Genomic DNA, 19426 nt, shown 5'->3' with positions numbered 1-19426 from the left:
CACCGCCACCGCCCACGGGTGCACTGCTGGCCAACGAAGGCGGCAGCTTCACCGTCTCGAGCCCGACCGTCGTGCGCTACGGTGCCGACACGCGCTGGGTGCAGAAAACCGTCACCGGCACGGTGACGTGCACCAACGCCTTCTTCGGCTCGGATCCGGCGCCGTTCGTGGTCAAGTCGTGCAGGGCGGTCTGAGGCGCGGCGCCCGCGAATGAACGGATCAACACCTGCCTTGCGGCAAGTAAAAGGCGAATAGCCCAGCGCCGCGATCCCGATTTCAATTGCCTCGATGGTCCGGTCGGCGAACCCCGGATCGCCGCCGCGAACGAGCTCGCGTCCGAGCAGGACGTCGTCGACGCGTTCGAAGTCTTCGAGCGCTTCCCGCGTGACCAGGCCACTCGCCTACAGTACGCGGGCATCTCCATCATGTCGTCGACCCAACTCGTCAAAGCCAAGATCCAGACACCGCGATTCCGCAGTGGCCTGGTCGAACGCGGCGAACTCGAGCAGGCGCTCAGGTTTGCATCGGCAAGCCGGCGACTGGTTCTGCTCGTGGCGCCTGCGGGGTACGGCAAGACGGCTGCCTTGTCCCGCCTGGTGCAACTGATTTCTCCAGAACGGGCCGTGGTGTGGCTGACCGCCGATGAGGAGGATGATCTTCGCCGGTACCTGGCCCATCTGATCGAGGCGCTGGAACCGCTGGACCTGCCTTGGCGCCTCGCACCGGAAGTCTTGCTCGACCTGGTCACACAAGGCCGGTCGCGCGAGGCTGCGGATACCTTGCTCGACGCACTTCACGCCACGGACCTGCCTGAGGGCGCCGTCATCATCCTCGACGACCTGCACGCCGCAGCCGACCCGCAGATATTCGAGTTCCTCCGGTACCTGCTCGAAGGTCTTCCACGAAGCTGGACCATGGTGTTCTCGACACGCGTCGAGCCACCGCTCGCCCTGGGCTTGCCGCGTTGGCGCGCACGCGCCGAGATCGCCGAGTTCGACGAAGGCAGCCTGCGCTTTTCCGATGTCGAAGTCCAGGCGCTCTGGCGGCAGGCCATCGGCCGGGACGACCCCGAGCACGCCCGACTGCTGGGCGAGCGCACACAGGGCTGGGTCGCCGGCCTGTGCCTGTGCCTCGAAGCCTCCGAATCGTCCGCCGCGAATGCGGCTGGCCAGGTCTGGCGCAGCCGCCGCCACCTGTTCGAGTATCTGGCCCAGGAAGTGTTCGAGCATCTGCCGGACGACATGCAGGCGTTTCTCCTGCGTTGCTGCCTGTTGCCGGAACTCACGGTGGCACGCTGCGAACAGGTGAGTGGCAATCCCTATGCAGCCGAACTCTTGCGGCAGATCGAGCGGCGTCGCCTGTTCGTTTCGCTGCTCGACGTCGAAGAGCTGACGCTTCGCCTCCACGACCTGTTCCGCGACTTTCTCGAAGAGCGTTTGCGCCGAACGTGCCCGGAAGAGGTCCCCTCCCTCCTTCGCCGGGTGGCAGAGACCGAGGTCGACCCCGTGCGCCGCACGCTTGCCTACTTGCAGGCAGGCATGTGGAACGAGGCCCTGCTTCAACTGACCGAGGCGACACCGGACATGCTGGCCGCGGATGCGGGCACCGAGGTCATGCGGGTCGTTCGCCAGTTCCCCGCCGACCTGCAGGAGCAATCTCCCTGGTTGGCGCACATACGGGCACTTTGCATGTGGACGCAAGACCAGTACAGCGCAGTCCAGACGGCGATGCACCGCGCCGCAGCGGGCTTCGACGAACTGGGAGAACACGATCGCGCACAGTCATCGCGGGCCGTCGAGGCACTTTCGTTGTTCTTCTGCCGCCGCGACGAGGAAGCACGCCGCCTGATCCAGATCGTGCGTTCCCGGCCCATGAACCTCGAAACCGAGACGCTCAGCGAACTGCTCGACTTCTGGCACGAGGCTTACCACGGCACCATCGATGGCCCTGCGCGACGCCTGTCGAGGGTGGTCGTGCTGCTCCAGCAAGGCGGAAGCGCGGCGCTGTGGGCGCGCTGCATGACCAGCCTCAACATGTTCGTCGGTCGCCCTGGCGTCAGCGCGCAGATGCGGCGCATGGTCGCCGGTGCCATCGCCAAGGCGGGCATCGACGAAGGACGCCAGGCACTTCGGCTGAGCGCGCGCCTGACCGAAATCTGGCTGCTCCTCTGGCAGGCCCGCATCGCAGACCTCGAAGGCGCATTCCAGCGACTGGAAGACGACGCCCGCTGGCTCGGTCAACCTGCCAGCCTGAGGATGCGCCTGCTGCTGCAAAAGGTGAACTACCACGTCATCTGCGACAACAGGGAAGCCGCCCGCGCGACATGCGACGCCATCATCGCGCAAGCGTCGGCGCTGGATCCGTCGAGCCATCTTCCCCCGTCGTTTCTGGCAGTCGTCGTGGGCGCATCCGGCGCCATCGGACACTGGGACCGCGTGCGCGACCTGCTGCCCGACTTCGAGGCTGCGATCGGCAAAGACAACATCCACATTCACGCGTTTCTTCGCACGTTCAAAGCGGAGCTGGCGTTGCGGGAGGGCCGCGTCGACGAAGCCTTGGCCGCGCTTCGTCAGCTCGCGAACGTCTCCGCCCAGCTGAACACGACGTACCTCGATGCCTTGGTGCGGACGCGGCTTGCGCTCGCCGAGCTTGCAGCCGGCTCGCCGACCGCGGCCTGGCAAGCGCTGGGGCCCCTGATCGAACGCACCATGGCGACCGGCAACATCGGCGAAGTGCTCGGCACGGGCGGACAGGTCTTGAACGACCTGGCCCGTGCGTCATGGCGGGGCGTTACATCCGAACCGGCCCTGGCTGCGCTGCGCGGCTGGATCGACGACGCGCATCGGCTCGGATCGGCCCGGGAAGCCGGTCTATTGCCGGATAGGCACGCGCCCGAACTCTCGGCGCGGGAAACCGAAGTCCTTGCGCTGCTGGCCGCCGGTCAAAGCAACAAGGCAGTCGCACGGACGTTGAACCTGAGCCCGCACACCGTCAAGCGCCACGTCGCGCGCATCCTCGATCGACTCGACGTGTCGTCGCGCACCCAGGCCGCGCGGTGGTATCACGAGCATGTCGGCGACGCCTAGGCGATCTGGTGCCGGCATGCGCCGGGTCATTCCCACCACCCTTCCTCGAAGCGCCCCTGCAGGAACGCCACGAAGCTCGACACCTTGCCGGGCAGCAGCTTGGGGGACGGGAACACGGCATGGATCTCCTGCTCCGCCAGCGCATGGCCGGGCAGCACTTCCACCACCTTGCCTGCGGCCAGCGAGTCGCTGGCCACGTAGCGGGGCATGGCCGCGATGCCCAGGCCCTCGCGTGCGGCAGCCAGTACGGCCGAGACGTTGTTCGACCGCATGCGGCCCGACACCGGCACCGTGATCGGCTCGCCCTTTGGCGTGTGCATGCGCCAGACGTCGTCGCCCACCACGCTGCTGTAGATCAGCGCCACGTGGCCGCTCAGGTCCTGGGCGCGCTTGGGCGTGCCGTGCTTCTTCAGGTAGTCGGGCGCCGCCACCATCACCCACGGGTTCATGCCGAGGAAGCGCGCGCCCAGCGACGAATCGGCCAGCTTGCCCATGCGCACGGCCACGTCGATGCCCTGGGCGATGAGGTCGACATAGCGGTCCTCGAAGCTCAGGTCGACCTGCACCTGCGGATGGCGCGCCATGTATTCGAGCGCCAGCGGCACCACCACGCGCCGGCCGAAAGCGACCGAGGTGCCGATGCGCAGCAGCCCCTGCGCCTGCGATTCGCGCCGGCGGACGATGTGCTCGGCCTCCTCGGCTTCGCGCACGATGGTCTTGCACTTGTCGTAGTAGAGCGAGCCGGCCTCGGTCAGGCTCACGCCGCGGGTGTTGCGGTTGAGCAGCCGCACCTTCAGGCGCGCCTCGGTGGCCGCGACCTGCTTGGTCACGGTGGGCTGGGTGGTGTTGAACTCGCGCGCCGCCTTGGAGAAGCTGCCGGTCTCCACCACGCGCACGAAGATCTCCATGGCCAGGAGTCGATCCATGGCCCTGATGGTAGCTCCGCGCGAGCCATTTATTCCACCCAGGAATAGGTTTTATGGCCCGGGGCCGCCTTCTGCGAATGGCCCTGAATTCCTACAGTCGCGGCATACCCAAGGAGACTTCAACATGGCAAAGATGTCCGCGGCCCAGGCCGCCGTTCTGGTGATGGAAAAAGAAGGCGTGACGCAGGCCTTCGGCGTGCCCGGCGCCGCCATCAATCCGCTGTACTCGGCGCTGCGCAAGCAAGGCAGCATCGCCCACATCCTGGCGCGGCACGTCGAAGGCGCCTCGCACATGGCCGAGGGCTACACCCGCGCGGTGGCCGGCAACATCGGCGTGTGCATCGGCACCTCGGGCCCGGCGGGCACCGACATGATCACGGGCCTCTACTCGGCCTGGGCCGATTCGATCCCGATCCTGTGCATCACCGGCCAGGCACCGCGCGCCCGCCTCTACAAGGAAGACTTCCAAGCCGTCGACATCGAGTCGATCTCGAAGCCGGTCACCAAGTGGTCCGTGACCGTGCGCGAGCCGGGCCAGGTGCCGCAAGTGTTCCAGCAAGCCTTTCACCTGATGCGCTCCGGCCGCCCGGGCCCGGTGCTGATCGACCTGCCCTTCGACGTGCAGATGGCGCAGATCGAGTTCGACATCGACACCTACCAGCCGCTCACGCCCTACAAGCCGGCCGCCACGCGTGCCCAGATCGAAAAGGCCATCACGATGCTGAACGCGGCCGAGCGCCCGCTCATCGTGGCCGGCGGCGGCGTCATCAATGCCGACGCCAGCGACCTGCTGGTGCGCTTCGCCGAAGCCACCGGCGTGCCGGTCATCCCCACGCTGATGGCCTGGGGCGTGATTCCCGACGACCACCCGCTGATGGCCGGCATGTGCGGCCTGCAGACCAGCCACCGCTACGGCAACGCCACGATGCTGGCCTCGGACTTCGTTCTGGGCGTCGGCAACCGCTGGGCCAACCGCCACACCGGCTCGGTCGAGGTCTACACCAAGGGCCGCAAGTTCGTTCACGTGGACATCGAGCCCACGCAGATCGGCCGCGTCTTCACGCCCGACTTCGGCATCGTCTCCGACGCCAAGGCGGCGCTCGAGCTCTTCGTCGAAGTGGCTGAAGACATGAAGGCCAAGGGCCAGCTGCCCAGCCGCAAGGAATGGGCGGGCGAATGCCTCGAGCGCAAGAAGACCATGCTGCGCAAGACCAACTTCGACGACGTGCCGATGAAGCCGCAGCGCGTGTACCAGTGCATGAACCGCAACTTCAGCAACGAGACCTGCTACGTCAGCACCATCGGCCTGTCGCAGATCGCCGCGGCGCAGTTCCTGCACGTCTACAACCCGCGCAACTGGATCAACTGCGGCCAGGCCGGCCCGCTGGGCTGGACCATTCCCGCCGCTTTGGGCGTGCGTGCCGCCGACCCGTCGCGCAAGATCGTCGCGCTCTCGGGCGACTACGACTTCCAGTTCATGATCGAAGAGCTGGCCGTGGGCGCGCAGTTCAAGCTGCCGTACATCCACATCGTGGTCAACAACTCGTACCTCGGCCTCATCCGCCAGGCGCAGCGCGGCTTCGAGATGGACTACTGCGTGCAGCTCGGCTTCGAGAACATCAATGCCGGCGAGGACAGCGGCGTGGAGCGCAGCTACGGCGTGGACCATCTGAAGGTGGTCGAAGGCCTGGGCTGCAAGGCGCTGCGCGTCTACCGCCAGGAAGAGATCCAGCCTGCCATCCAGCGCGCCGAGAAGCTGATGGAAGAGTTCAGCGTGCCGGTCGTCATCGAAGTGATGCTGGAGCGCGTGACCAACATCGCGATGGGCACCGAGATCGATGCCATCAACGAGTTCGAGGCGCTGGCCGAGAGCCTGGCCGACGCGCCGAGTTCGGTCGCCGCCGCGATGCTGGATTGAAGACCCCGAGGACCCGAGGAGACATAGAGCAATGCCCCGCTTCGCTGCCAACCTGACGATGCTCTTCAGCGAGCTGCCCTTCATGGAGCGCTTCGAGGCCGCCGCCAAGGCGGGCTTCAAGGCCGTCGAGTACCTGTTCCCCTACCCCTTCGACAAGAAGGAGCTCACCGCCGCGCTGCGCGCCAACGGCCTGCAGCAGGTGCTGCACAACCTGCCCGCGGGCAACTGGGACGGCGGCGAGCGCGGCATCGCCTGCCACCCCGACCGCGTGGGCGAGTTCCGCGAAGGCGTGGGCGTGGCGATCGACTACGCGACGGCACTCGGCTGCCCCAAGCTCAACTGCTTGGTGGGCAAGCTGCCGGCCGGCGTGAGCGCCGAGGACGCGCGCAAGACCATCGTCGAGAACCTGCGCTTCGCGGCCAAGGAACTGCAAAGCGCCGGGATCATGCTGCTGATCGAACCGGTCAACAACTTCGACATCCCCGGCTTCTTCCTCACGCGCACCGACCAGGCGCTGTCGATCATCGACGAGGTGGGATCCACCAACCTGCTTCTGCAGTACGACATCTACCACGCACAGCGCATGGAAGGCGAACTGGGCGCCACGCTGCAGAAGAACATGGCCCGCATCGGACACATCCAGCTGGCCGACAACCCGGGCCGCGGCGAGCCGGGCACGGGCGAGATCAACTACCCGTGGCTCTTCAAGCACATCGACCAGATCGGCTACACGGGCTGGATCGGTTGCGAGTACAAGCCGCGCGGCGAGACGAACGCCGGCCTGGGCTGGCGCACCGCGCTCACCCAGTAGGCAACGACGTCACACATCGAACACACATCGAAGACACATCGAAAACAAGGAACTCACTGCATGTCCAACACGGCACCCCAGAAGATCGGCTTCATCGGCCTCGGCATCATGGGCGCACCCATGGCCGGCCATCTGCTCGACGCAGGCCACACGCTCTTCGTCAACACGCACGGCCCGGTGCCCGAGCCCTTCACCACCCGCGCCACCGTGTGCGCCAACGCCGCCGAGGTGACGAAACAGGCCGACGTGATCTTCGTCATGGTGCCCGACACGCCCGACGTCGAGAAGGTGCTGTTCGGCGAGAACGGCGTGGCAGCAGCGTTGACGAAGGGCAAGACCGTCGTCGATTGCAGCTCCATCGACCCGATCGCCACCAAGGGCTTCGCGCAGCGCATCGTCGACCTGGGCTGCGGCTACGTCGACGCACCGGTGTCCGGCGGCGAAGTCGGTGCCAAGGCCGCCAGCCTGACCATCATGTGCGGCGGCGACGAAGGCACCTTCGGCCGCGTGCGTCCGCTGCTCGAGAAGATGGGCAAGAACGTCACGCTGGTGGGCGCAGCCGGCGACGGCCAGGTCTGCAAGGTGGCCAACCAGATCATCGTCGCGCTCAACATCGCCGCTGTCGGCGAAGCGCTGGTGTTCGCGAGCAAGGCCGGTGCCGACCCGGCCAAGGTGCGGCAGGCGCTGATGGGCGGCTTCGCGTCGTCGCGCATCCTCGAGGTCCATGGCGAGCGCATGATCAAGCGCACCTTCGCGCCGGGCTTCCGCATCTCGCTGCACCAGAAGGACTTGAACCTCGCGATGCAGAGCGCGCGTTCGCTGGGCGTGGCGCTGCCGCAAACCGCCGGTGCCGCGCAGCTGATGAATGCGTGTGCAGCGCTGGGGCATGGACAGGACGATCACTCGGCCCTGGTGCGTGCGCTGGAAGCGCTGGCGCAGCATCCGGTGGCGCCCGACGCGGCCTGAAGCGGCCGGACGAAGTCGCTGTTCATCGAGGCGCGGTCTGCATGCAGGCCGCGCCTTTTTGCGCTTTCGCGCATTTGCATATCTCGCATTGTTGTATCGGGAAATCGATTGAACCAACCGGGTCTGGGGTGTTACGTAGAAGCTCTTGCCACTTCGGACTAAGAGGTTCAGATGTTCACCAACTCCGGCAATGCGGCGAACAAAGGCACGTCCCCTTCGCTCAAGCCGAACGGAATCTCGACCGCAGACGCGTACGAAGAGCCAAGCACGCTGGCGACGCATCGTTCGGACTGCAGCATCTCGATCGCCGACATCGACAAGCATCTGAGCAGTCGACACAGCCCCCGCAGCACACACAGCCCACGCGACCCGAACAGCCCTGGGCTCCAGGATGGCGGCACGGGCTTCCAGAAAAAGCTCTGGCACATCCATCGCTTCAGTGAGAAGTGGTTGCCCCGGCTCACACGGCAGCTGAAGCAAGGGATGGACAACGAAGGCCAGGCGTTCGCGGCCGACCTGCTCAAGGCCGCAGACAGCGTCGTCCATGACCATCTGCCGCAACTGCCCAAGCCATTGCGCAAGGACATCCACTTTCTCGCGAGCGTGATGACGCAGGCTGCGCAAGCACATCCGGGAGACGACCCCGAGTCCCAGCAGCAGCGCCGCATCGCACTGATGGACTGCATGGGCGATCTGTTCAGCACCACGCCCGGTCGATGGCTCGCGAACATCGGCGTTGTGGGAATCCGCGAGGGCATGGTCGTGGCGTTGACGACACTCATGCGCGACGCCCTCGCCTTCGAGATCGGCAAGGCGAAAGCACTCGGCAACGAGCAGGCACTGCTCGGCGGCGTGGCCATCGCTGCGATCGTGCTGGGCCCGGCGCTCAACCTCATTGGCGGACTCAAGTCGATTCCGGAGGGTACGGGCAACGCACGCAGTTGCATCTCGCGCGTCGCGATGGGTCTGGGGAGCCTCGGCGTCATCCTGGCATGCCACCAGACCGGCGTGCTGGAGCCCTTCGCCAGTACCGTGACCTCGCTCGCCGCCTACAACTTCGCCCGCGACGCCTGCAACTTCTTCTTTCCCCTGAGGGACAACACCCGGTCGCTGCCCATGCCAAGCGTGCTTGCCGGCGGCGCGACCTATGGGCTCTTCCAGTGGCTGGGTAGCCTCGCCATGGGCCACGCCACGCCTCGCGCCGGCGCAGGCGCGCTCCCCGGCGCGATCTTCAACGGCACCCTGCCCTTGGAGCAACTGGCCGCCAGCAGCCTCGACATTGCGCACTCGGTCGGGCACGCTGGTTTGAACGCCCTGCTCGAGATCCAGGACGGCCTGGTGCTGCCGGCCATCGTGAAGCACATGGAGAACAGCACGTACCGGGCCGCGAACGCGAGCCACCTGGCCGACGAAGAAGCGCATCGGCATGCCATCCGGGAGCTGGGTGCCTTTGCCGCATTGCTGTTGGGTGTCGAAGGCAAGGATCGCCAAGCCTTGATCGACGAGAAGAACGCGGAACTGTACGCAAGCGAAGTCAAGCGACTGGAGGGCCAGCCCGAGCTGGATCTGAACCAGCGGGACTACCTGACGCAGCTCAAGGACACCCTGGCGAGGCAGGCAATGCTGCAAGGGCTGGGGCTGCTCGAGATGCCCGAATTGCCGCCCATCTCAGTGCTGCTGTCGGACCGGTCGAGCACGCCGGACTTCACGGTGCTCGACCAGCAGATCGAGCGCGAGCTCACGCGCCTCGGGGTTTCGCGCGATGCGCGTGCGCGGATCGTGAATGAGCTCTATGTCTACGAGTTCCAGCGCGCCTATGTTCCGCTGCTGCGCACACCCGTCGAAGAATCGGTGCTGCAAAGGCTGAAGGAAGAAGCCCGAACCGAGCCGATGCTGCCGTCCGACATGATGGACTCGTTGCTCTATCAGGTGAACGAAGAACGACGCGCGGCCACCGTGGGCCTCAGCATCAGCATCGGCTTCGGCCCCCGGATGCCCGACCCCCTCCAACGCTTGTCCCGGCAGCTGTTCATCACGAACGCGATGCGGCAGTCGGCGTTCCTGTTCGCTGTCGGCGTGCTGTACGCGACGAGCGGCGTGCTCGAGAACCTGGACGACGATACCCGCGCGATCGTCGAGCCGCTGATCCTCGGCGTGGCGATTTCTCTGGCGTATGTGCCGCTGCTCATGGCGCACCTGGAAGGCGCGCCAGGGCGGCTGCCTTCCCGGCCCAACGGCGAAGGCGGCCTGCCTCCACTGACACAACCCCGCGAGGCACCGCGGCAAATCCATGCCGGCTCGAGCGACGGCATCTCGGGCGACGAACTCAAGTCCTTCGTCGACTGACGCGCCACGGCCGGCTACGGGAAACGCCTGCCTTTGGCGAGTTCATTTGCGGTAGCCTCGGGCCTGAGCCCCAGAACAGAAGGAGACGCTGATGGCCCACACCCTTTCCCCCGCCGAAGAGGCGCTGCGCGATGCTGCCCGCGAATACCACCGCTCGCCGGTCAAGGGCAAGATCTCGATTTCCCCGACCAAGCCGCTGCTGAACCAGCGCGACCTGTCGCTGGCCTACTCCCCGGGCGTCGCCTACCCCTGTCTCGACATCGAGGCCGACCCGGCCAAGGCCGCCGAGTACACCTCCCGCGGCAACCTGGTGGGCGTGGTCACCAACGGCACCGCGGTGCTGGGCCTGGGCAACATCGGCCCACTGGCCGCCAAGCCTGTGATGGAAGGCAAGGGCTGCCTGTTCAAGAAATTCGCCGGCATCGACGTGTTCGACATCGAACTGGCCGAGTCCGACCCCGACAAGCTGGTCGACATCATCGCCGCGCTGGAGCCCACGCTCGGTGGCATCAACCTCGAGGACATCAAGGCGCCCGAGTGCTTCTACATCGAGCGCAAGCTGCGCGAGCGCATGAACATCCCGGTGTTCCATGACGACCAGCATGGCACCGCCATCATCTCGGCCGCCGCGCTCATCAACGGGCTCGAGCTGGTCGGCAAAAAGATCAACGAGGTGAAGATCGCAGTCTCGGGCGCCGGCGCCGCGGCCATCGCCTGCCTCGACGTGATGGTGGGCATGGGCGCGAAGCCGGCCAACATCTTCGCGGTCGACTCCAAGGGCCTGATCTACATGGGCCGCGCGGGCGGCTTCGACGAATCGAAGTCGCGCTATGCCCAGCCCGACACCGGTGCACGCACGCTGGCCGACGTGATGAAGGGCGCCGACGTGTTCCTGGGCTGCTCTGCGCCCGGCGTGGTGTCGCAGGACATGGTCAAGAGCATGGCCGACAAGCCCATCATCCTGGCGCTGGCCAACCCCGAGCCCGAGATCCGGCCCGAGCTGGCCAAGGAAGTGCGGCCCGACTGCATCATCGCCACCGGCCGCTCGGACTACCCGAACCAGGTCAACAACGTCCTGTGCTTCCCCTACATCTTCCGCGGCGCGCTGGACTGCGGCGCGAGCAAGATCACGGAAGAGATGAAGCTCGCCTGCGTGCGCGAGATCGCCGAGCTGACCAAGGCCGACATCAGCGAAGAAGTGGCCACCGCCTACCAGGGCCAGGAGCTGGCCTTCGGCCCCGACTACATCATTCCCAAGCCCTTCGACTCGCGGCTGATTCTGCGCATTGCGCCCGCCGTGGCCAAGGCGGCCCAAGCCTCGGGCGTGGCCACGCGGCCCATCGAAGACCTCGAAGGCTACCGCCAGCACCTCACCCGCTTCGTCTACCAAACGGGCATGTTCATGCGCCCGGTGTTCAGCACCGCCAAGCTGGCCAGCGCCAAGCGCGTGGCCTACTGCGAAGGTGAAGACGACCGAGTGCTGCGCGCCGCGCAACTGGCGGTCGACGAAGGCCTGGCCAAGCCCATCCTGATCGGCCGCCCCGCGGTGATCGAGGCGCGCCTCAAGAAGGCCGGCCTGCACATCCAGCTGGGCAAGGACTTCGACGTCGTCGACCCCGAGGACGACCCGCGCTTCCGCACCTACTGGGAGGCGTACCACAAGCTCATGGGCCGCCGCGGCATCACGCCCGAGGCGTCGAAGGCCATGGTGCGGCGCTCGAACACCACCATCGGCTCGCTGATGGTGCACCTGGGCGATGCCGACGCCATGCTGTGCGGGCTGGTCGGCCGCTTCGACAGCCACCTGCGCATCCTGCACAACGTGCTGGGCCTCAAGCGCGGCGCGCCCGGCTTCGCCACGCTCAATGCGCTGACGCTCGAGAAGTACACGCTCTTCATCGCCGATACCAACGTGCACGAAGACCCCGACGCGCAGACGCTGGCCGAGATCGCGCTGATGGCGGCCGAGGAAGTGCGCCGCTTCGGCCTGCCGCCCAAGGTGGCCTTTCTCTCGCATTCGAACTTCGGCTCGTCCGAGCGCGGCTCGGCCCGCAAGATGCGGCTGGCGCGCGACCTGTTCGCCAAGATGGCGCCCGACATCGAATGCGACGGCGAGATGCACGGCGACTCCGCGCTGTCCGACACGGTGCGCCACAACGCCCTGCCCGAAACCACGCTCAACGGCGAAGCCAACCTGCTGATTTGCCCCAACCTCGATGCGGCCAACATCCTCTTCAACGTGCTGAAGATGACCGGCGGCAACGGCGTGACGGTGGGCCCCATCCTCATGGGCGCGGCGGGCTCGGCGCACATCCTGACGCCTTCGGCCACGGTGCGGCGGGTGCTCAACATGACGGCGTTGGCGGTTGCGAACGCGAGTTCGCACAAGTAGCCGAACGCGCAAGGCCATGGCCCGGCCTTCGCCGGGCAGGGACGCTGAAACCAGGTTTCGGCGTCTTTTTTTTCGGCTGCACACCTGCGCGGAGCGCATTGAAAATTAACGAGATTTGATTGAATTGTGCGAGAAACATGTCAGGCCGACCTCAGGGTGGAGCGGTAAAACTAAAAGACGAGGCCCAACAGACCTCGCTTTTTCATTTTGATCCCGGACATGCAAGCAATTCATCACCCGACAAGAATTTCGATTTCGCAAAACACCTTGTCTTCAATCGAAGAAAAGTGGCACAACATCAATCTTTCATCCAGCAGTGACGACTCATCGCATGAACGTGCGTCGTCACTGACGACCGCATCCATCGGCGCGCTGGACCGCTACATGAAAGAACGGTCCCCCACACTTGCGGAAAACCATCGACCTCTCTCCAAAGCGCAACTTTCAACCGTTTTCAGGATATCTAAAAATCTCCGCGGGAAATCGCTGAGTCAAAAGCTCGACCCGATCGGCGGTCACTGCGCTCATTCTCTGGGAGATGAAGTCGACCAATTGGTCTCCTCCTCGAGCACGGCCCGGAGCGGCCTTCGAGAAAACGACAGCGCTTGCTATTCAGACATCGATCCCAGCCTGGCCAAGGACATCGCGTACCTCAAGAACCTGATGCGCGAATCGGTCGCCCGACATCCCGACGACAGCGACACCGGCCGACAGCAACGGCGCCTCCATTTGCTGGACTGCCTCGGCAAATTCTTCAAAGCTGAATACAGCGACACGACCACCGGTCGATGGATGACCAACATGGCCATCGTGGGGCTGCGAGACGGCATCATCGTGACGATGGCGACGCTCATGCGCGATGCCATCCTTTTCCAGATCGCGCTGGGGGATGCGTCGGAAGAAGGTGGCGCGTCGCCGGGCGGCGTGAGCATCGCGGCGATTGCGCTGGGTCCGGCATTGAACCTGCTGGGCGGATTGGCTGCTGCCGTCACGGGCACCGGCAATCGGGCCCAGTTCATTTCGCGGACTGTGCTGGGCGTCGCAAGCATCGCCGCCATCCTGGCCTGCTACGAGACGGGCACGCTCAACGACTTCGCGACTTTCTTCGCTGGACAGGCGGCATTGAGCATGGCGCGCGATGCGTGCAACTTCTTTTTTCCCCTGCGCGACAACCTGCGCACGATGCCGGCGTCAGGCGCCGGTGCGGCGGGCGGCCTGTACGCCATGTATCTGTGGCTCGGGGAAATGGCTTCGAACAAGTTGGCGCCCCAGGCGGGTCTGGGCGCGATTCCTCACGAATTCGGCAATGAAACCTTGACCGCCCGCGCGGGCGAAAGGCCGCAGTTCAACATGGGCGATTCGTTGATCGACTCGTCACTGTTCGCACTGGCCGAAATCATGGACGACTTCACGCTGCCGGCCATCGTCAAATACATGGAGAACCGGAGTTACCGCCGAACACATGCGGGCGATCTTTCCGACGAAGCCGCGCATCGAGAATACCTGCATGAATTGAATGAATTCGCCGACGAACTGCTGAATACCGATCCGACGGAGCGCCGGAGGTTGCTGGAAATTCAAAACGGGTCGATCTATCTTCGCGAACAGCTTCGATTGACGGTTCTGGAAGCAAATGGTGACCTGAATAAGGATCAACGACAGTATCTGTCACGCCTCACCGATGCGCTCACACTCGAAGGCAAGGCACAACGACTGCAGCGGATGCGCGAGGCCCCCGTCGATGATTTTGAAACGGCAAGCCGCATGACGGCACTTGAAATGGAATTGGGCGTCTATCGCTGCGATGTCGAACTCGATCGCTTGAAGTCGATATCGCTGACGCCTCACCAATGGGCCTACAAACAAGATCTGGAAAACCGCATCGAGGATTTCGAAGAAGATTATCGACGCCTCCAATCATCCGAAGTCTCCGACAGCGAGGCAGCAGAAAAAGAATTGCTCGAAAAGCGCCGCGGACTGGAAGTCATGCTCGGCCATGCGCCGCTGCCGCCGCTCTACACGCTGCCGCCCATTTCCACGCTGCTGACCGGCGAACGGAATCTGCCGGACCTGACCACCCTCGACCAGCAGATCCGGCAGTCATCGCCGGAGTTGTCGCCGCACGAACTCGATGCCCTCGTTCGCGAAACCTATGTCCATGCCGTCCAGACGACGTTCACGCCTTTCCTGGCCACACCCTTGGAGCAGGCTGCGCTCGAATCGCTGGACGAGGGCCCTGCGTTGCTGCCGTCGGAGCGGCTTGCAGCCATGGCAACGGAAGTCGACAAGAAGCGGCGGGACGATACCCAGGGCCTGAAGATCAGCCTCGGATTCCAGCCCAGCAACGCGGGCATGTTGCGGGAGTTCGCTGCGGCCTCGCTCATCACGACCCCGGCCCACCTTCTCGCGTGGACCATGGCCCTGGCTTTCAGGGAAAGCCTCAAGCCCATCCTGGAAGAGCAGGACGAAACAGTCCGGATGGTGTTGGAGCCGTTGATCATGGGCTTCGGCATGTTCATGGCGTACCTGCCTATGGTGCTGATGCACCAGGAAGAAGAACAGGGCCAGCCGGTGAGAAGGCCGGGCGCCACGGGCGGCATCCCGCCCATCCGGCCGGTTGTCGAAGAGGTCTCCGCTGACGGCACGAGCGCAAGCTCGAATGCGGTCACGGTCACGGTCGCTGACGCAAGCGACGATACCGAGTCCAGCTCCGACGCCGGCTCCGGCTCCGGCTTCGGCTCTGGCTCCCGCTTCGAACCCTTCGTCAACTAACCGAACCTCCAGCCGCATGCGGACCGCAGCCGCGAGGAAGGGTTGGTCCCGGGTACAGGTCGGCACCGAATTTGCTTGAATGCCGCATCTCCCGCATGGAACGCAAATGAACAAGCGCCAACTGATCTCGTCCCTCCTCGCCGCTTCGGCACTTTCTTTCGGTCTGACCTCGGCGCATGCCCAGACCCCCATCAAGTTTCAGCTCGACTGGCGCTTCGAAGGCCCGGCCGCGCTCTTCCTGCATCCCGCCGCGAAGGGCTACTTCAAGACCGCCGGCCTCGACGTGGCCATCGATGCCGGCAACGGCTCGGGCGGCACCGTGACCCGCGTGGCGTCGGGTGCCTACGACATGGGCTTTGCCGACCTGGCTGCGCTGATGGAGTTCCACGCCAACAACCCCGACAGCCCCAACAAGCCGGTCGCGGTGATGATGGTCTACAACAACACGCCGGCCTCGGTCATGGCGCTCAAGAAGAGCGGCATCGCCAAGCCGGCCGACCTGGCCGGCAAGAAGCTCGGCGCCCCGGTGTTCGACGCCGGCCGCCGCGCCTTTCCGATCTTCGCCAAGGCCAACAACATCGGCGCGGTCAACTGGACCGCCATGGACCCGACGCTGCGCGAAACCATGCTCGTGCGCGGCGACATCGACGCCATCACCGGCTTCACCTTCACGTCGCTGCTCAACCTGGAAGCGCGCGGCGCCAAGGCGGCGGACATCGTGGTGCTGCAATACCCCGACTACGGCGTGAAGCTCTACGGCAACGTGATCATCGCGTCGCCCAAGCTCATCAAGGAGAACCCGGCCGCCATCAAGGCCTTTCTCTCGGCCTTCGCCAAGGGCGCGAAGGAAGTCATGGCCAATCCGGCGGTGGCGATCGAGTCCGTGAAGAAGCGCGACGGCATCATCGACTCCGCGCTCGAAACGCGCCGCCTCAAGCTCGCCATCGACACCGTGATCAACAGCCCCGACGCGCGCACCGACGGCTTCGGCGCGGTCGATCCGGGACGGCTGTCGCTGATGGCGTCGCAGGTGTCCGACGCGTTCGGCACCAAGACGCGCGTGAACCCGGAGGCGGTGTGGACCGCGAGCCTGCTGCCCCCGGCGGCCGAGCTCAACATCCTCAAGAAGTGATGGCGGTCGCGGAGACCACGCCCTTCGTCGACTTTCAGGACGTCTGGCTCGCCTACAACGAAGAGCTGCTGCGCGCCAACCACTTCGCGGTCGAAGCCATCGACCTCAAGGTGGCGCGCGGCGAGTTCATCGCCATCGTCGGCCCCTCGGGCTGCGGCAAGTCGACCTTCATGAAGCTGACGACGGGGCTCAAGATGCCGTCGATGGGCAAGATCCGCATCGACGGCCAGCCCGTGACCGGCCCGCTCAAGATCTCGGGCATGGCCTTTCAGGCGCCGTCGCTGCTGCCCTGGCGCACCACGGTCGACAACGTGCTGCTGCCGCTCGAGATCGTCGAGCCCTACCGCTCCAACTTCAAAAGCAAGCGCAAGGAATATGAAGAGCGTGCCCGGCGCCTGCTGCAGAAGGTGGGCCTGGGCGGCTACGAGGACAAGTTTCCGTGGCAGCTTTCGGGCGGCATGCAGCAGCGCGCCAGCATCTGCCGCGCACTGATCCACGAGCCCAAGATGCTGCTGCTGGACGAGCCCTTCGGCGCGCTCGACGCCTTCACGCGCGAAGAGCTCTGGTGCATCCTGCGCGACCTGTGGACCGAGCAGCAGTTCAACGTGATCCTGGTCACGCACGACCTGCGCGAATCGGTGTTTCTGGCCGACACCGTGTACGTGATGAGCAAGAGCCCCGGCCGCTTCGTGGTGAAGCGCGAGATCGAGCTGCCGCGGCCGCGCGAGCTGGAGGTGACCTACACCAAGGAGTTCACCGACATCGTGCTGGAACTGCGCGGCCACATCGGCGCCATCCGCAGCAACGCTGCGACCGCATCGACCGCCGCCCCCGCGGTGCTGCCCCAGTGAGCGCGCCATGAAGAACAACAAGCAACTCGAACGCTGGTCGCCCTGGCTGCTGCTGGTGGCGGTGATCGTGCTCTGGCAGATCGTGTGCGCGGGCTTCGGTGTCTCGGAATTCATCTTTCCGAGCCCGTGGCGCATCTGGACGCAGTTCTGGGAGTTCAAGGAAATCATCGCCGGCCATGCCTGGCGCACCTTCTGGGTGACGATGGCGGGCTTCGGCCTCGCGATCGTGGTGGGCGTGCTGCTGGGCTTCGTCATCGGCAGCTCGCGGCTCGCCTATGCCGCGATGTACCCGCTGATGACGGCCTTCAACGCCCTGCCCAAGGCGGCCTTCGTGCCGATTCTCGTGGTGTGGTTCGGCATCGGCGTGGGGCCGGCCATCCTCACGGCTTTCTTGATCAGCTTCTTCCCGATCATGGTCAACATCGCCACCGGCCTGGCCACGCTCGAGCCCGAACTCGAAGACGTGCTGCGCGTGCTGGGCGCCAAGCGGTGGGACGTGCTCGTCAAGATCGGCCTGCCGCGCTCCATGCCGTACTTCTACGCCTCGCTCAAGGTCGCGATCACGCTGGCCTTCGTCGGCACCACGGTCAGCGAGATGACCGCGGCCAACGAAGGCATCGGCTACCTGCTGATCTCGGCCGGCTCGGCCATGCAGATGGGCCTGGCCTTCGCGGGCCTGATGGTGGTGGGCGCCATGGCGATGCTGATGTACGAGCTCTTCAGCGTCATCGAAAAGCACACCACGGGCTGGGCCCACCGCGGAAGCCAGAATGGATAAGGACCAGGCCGTTCGCGCCCTGCGCCGCGCAGACCAGGTGGCGCGCCGCGCGATGGCCATGGGGCGCCATCCCTTCGGTGCCCTGCTGGTCGCGCCCGACGGCGAGACGGTGCTGGCCGAGCAGGGCAACATCGACACCGTGCAGCATGCCGAAGCCACGCTGGCCCGCACCGCGGCGCTCAACTACCCGGGCGAGTACCTGGCCCGCTGTACCCTGGTGACGACCTTCGAGCCCTGCGCCATGTGCGCGGGCACCGTGTACTGGGCCAACATCGGCCGCGTGGTGTACGGCGCCGAAGAGGGCGCGCTGCTCGAACTGACCGGCGACCACCCCGAGAACCCCACGCTGTCGCTGCCCTGCCGCGAGGTCTTCGCGCGCGGGCAGAAACCGATCGAGGTGATCGGCCCGGTGGCGGAGGTGGCCGAAGAAATGATCGCCACGCATCGCGGCTTCTGGGAGCAGCGCGGCCGCTGAGCACGGCGCGGGTTGGCGCCGCGCCACATTCCCTCACGCCTCAGCCCGGCTTGCGCGGGCTGCCCCGCCCGCCTGTGGCATCCTCCGCGCTGCCGCGGCCGTGACCCGCCGGCGAAAGGACGCCATGCTCGAACTGCTGACCGATCCCCAGGCCTGGATCGCCTTCGCGACCCTGACCGCACTCGAACTCGTGCTGGGGATCGACAACATCATCTTCATCTCGATCCTGGTCGACAAATTGCCGCCCGAACGACGCGAGTTTGCGCGGCGCCTGGGCCTGCTGATGGCGATGTTCATGCGCATCGGGCTGCTGCTGGTGCTGGCCTGGATCGTCGGGCTGGTGGCGCCGCTCTTCACCGTGGTGGGCCAGGAGATCTCGGGCCGCGACCTGATCCTGATACTCGGCGGGTTGTTCCTCATCTACAAGAGCACGACCGAGATCCATCAGTCGATGGAGGGCGAGCACGGCGACGACAAGGGCAGCGCAGTGAAGGCGACCTTCGCCAGCGTGATCATGCAGATCATGATCGTCGACCTGGTGTTCTCGCTCGACTCCATCATCACCGCCGTCGGCATGGTCGACGACGTGCGCGTGATGATCGCAGCGGTCATCGCCTCGGTGCTGCTGATGATGCTGTTCGCGGGCGCCATCGGGCGCTTCGTCTCCGCCCATCCGACCATCAAGATGCTGGCGCTGTCCTTCCTGGTGGTGGTGGGCGTGGTGCTGGTGGCCGAAGGTTTCGACAACCACGTGCCCAAGGGCTACGTGTACTTCGCGATGGCGTTCTCGGTGGTGGTGGAAATGCTCAACATCCGCATGCGCAAGAAGACCGCCAAGCCGGTGGAGCTGCGGCCGCCGCACATGCCCGGGTCTTGAGCCTGCCGCCCCGGAGATGGCGCCGAGCTTGTTTCGCGCCGCGCCATCTCCTATGCTCACCAGCCCTGCCTAACCCGTCATAGACCCCTCATAAAC

14 protein-coding genes and 1 pseudogene are annotated in these 19426 nt (G+C 65.4%); 13 read left to right on the top strand and 2 right to left on the bottom strand.

Annotated features, from left to right (window positions below):
* Window positions 1-194, top strand: a pseudogene (locus tag B0W80_RS35580) (glycoside hydrolase family 5 protein); the annotation flags it as partial.
* A 231-nt stretch (window positions 195-425) separates the two neighbouring features.
* A complete protein-coding gene (locus B0W80_RS20280) occupies window positions 426-3086 on the top strand; it encodes a LuxR C-terminal-related transcriptional regulator (protein ID WP_077000965.1) in 2661 nt (886 codons plus the stop codon).
* Between the two features lie 26 nt (window positions 3087-3112).
* Here B0W80_RS20280 and B0W80_RS20275 read toward each other — a convergent pair whose 3' ends face one another.
* Window positions 3113-4012 (bottom strand): LysR family transcriptional regulator, encoded by a 900-nt coding sequence (locus B0W80_RS20275; protein WP_077000964.1) that lies wholly within the window; start codon window positions 4010-4012, stop codon window positions 3113-3115.
* A gap of 124 nt (window positions 4013-4136) precedes the next feature.
* On the opposite strand from B0W80_RS20275, the gene gcl reads away from it, so the two are divergent.
* Genes gcl through B0W80_RS20260 form a run of 3 tightly spaced genes read left to right on the top strand, consistent with a single transcriptional unit; the run spans window position 4137 to window position 7707 of the window.
* Window positions 4137-5930, top strand: a complete 1794-nt coding sequence (gene gcl / locus B0W80_RS20270) for a glyoxylate carboligase (protein ID WP_077000963.1) — start codon at window positions 4137-4139, stop codon at window positions 5928-5930.
* Window positions 5931-5961: 31 nt separating this feature from the next.
* Complete coding sequence (hyi, locus tag B0W80_RS20265; RefSeq protein ID WP_077000962.1) at window positions 5962-6741, top strand: hydroxypyruvate isomerase; 780 nt, start codon at window positions 5962-5964, stop codon at window positions 6739-6741.
* A 60-nt stretch (window positions 6742-6801) separates the two neighbouring features.
* Window positions 6802-7707 (top strand): 2-hydroxy-3-oxopropionate reductase, encoded by a 906-nt coding sequence (locus tag B0W80_RS20260; RefSeq protein ID WP_077000961.1) that lies wholly within the window; start codon window positions 6802-6804, stop codon window positions 7705-7707.
* 167 nt (window positions 7708-7874) lie between these two features.
* On the opposite strand, the gene B0W80_RS35575 is transcribed toward B0W80_RS20260, so the two are convergent.
* Window positions 7875-8021, bottom strand: coding sequence for a hypothetical protein (locus B0W80_RS35575; protein ID WP_179106980.1), 147 nt, complete (start codon window positions 8019-8021; stop codon window positions 7875-7877).
* 169 nt (window positions 8022-8190) lie between these two features.
* Here B0W80_RS35575 and B0W80_RS20255 point away from each other — a divergent pair, with 169 nt between their 5' ends.
* From B0W80_RS20255 to B0W80_RS20220, 8 genes are all read left to right on the top strand, one after another.
* On the top strand, window positions 8191-10053 hold the full coding sequence (locus tag B0W80_RS20255; RefSeq protein WP_143684705.1) for a hypothetical protein: 1863 nt from the start codon (window positions 8191-8193) through the stop codon (window positions 10051-10053).
* 91 nt (window positions 10054-10144) lie between these two features.
* A complete protein-coding gene (locus tag B0W80_RS20250; protein WP_077000959.1) occupies window positions 10145-12445 on the top strand; it encodes an NADP-dependent malic enzyme in 2301 nt (766 codons plus the stop codon).
* Window positions 12446-12664: 219 nt separating this feature from the next.
* A complete protein-coding gene (locus B0W80_RS20245; protein ID WP_143684704.1) occupies window positions 12665-15217 on the top strand; it encodes a hypothetical protein in 2553 nt (850 codons plus the stop codon).
* A gap of 106 nt (window positions 15218-15323) precedes the next feature.
* Entirely contained in the window at window positions 15324-16349 is a 1026-nt protein-coding gene (locus B0W80_RS20240; protein WP_077000957.1) for an ABC transporter substrate-binding protein, read from the top strand.
* Entirely contained in the window at window positions 16349-17200 is an 852-nt protein-coding gene (locus B0W80_RS20235) for an ABC transporter ATP-binding protein (protein WP_077000956.1), read from the top strand. The genes B0W80_RS20240 and B0W80_RS20235 overlap by 1 nt, the downstream gene beginning before the upstream one ends.
* A gap of 7 nt (window positions 17201-17207) precedes the next feature.
* Window positions 17208-17978, top strand: a complete 771-nt coding sequence (locus tag B0W80_RS20230; protein ID WP_077000955.1) for an ABC transporter permease — start codon at window positions 17208-17210, stop codon at window positions 17976-17978.
* A complete protein-coding gene (locus B0W80_RS20225) occupies window positions 17971-18453 on the top strand; it encodes a nucleoside deaminase (protein ID WP_077000954.1) in 483 nt (160 codons plus the stop codon). The genes B0W80_RS20230 and B0W80_RS20225 overlap by 8 nt, the downstream gene beginning before the upstream one ends.
* 124 nt (window positions 18454-18577) lie before the next feature.
* A complete protein-coding gene (locus B0W80_RS20220; RefSeq protein WP_077000953.1) occupies window positions 18578-19330 on the top strand; it encodes a TerC family protein in 753 nt (250 codons plus the stop codon).
* Window positions 19331-19426 lie beyond the last annotated feature (96 nt).

The organism is Variovorax sp. KK3 (assembly GCF_001984055.1).
GTDB lineage: Bacteria > Pseudomonadota > Gammaproteobacteria > Burkholderiales > Burkholderiaceae_C > Variovorax.
This window is presented reverse-complemented; position numbering and strand designations above follow the sequence as displayed.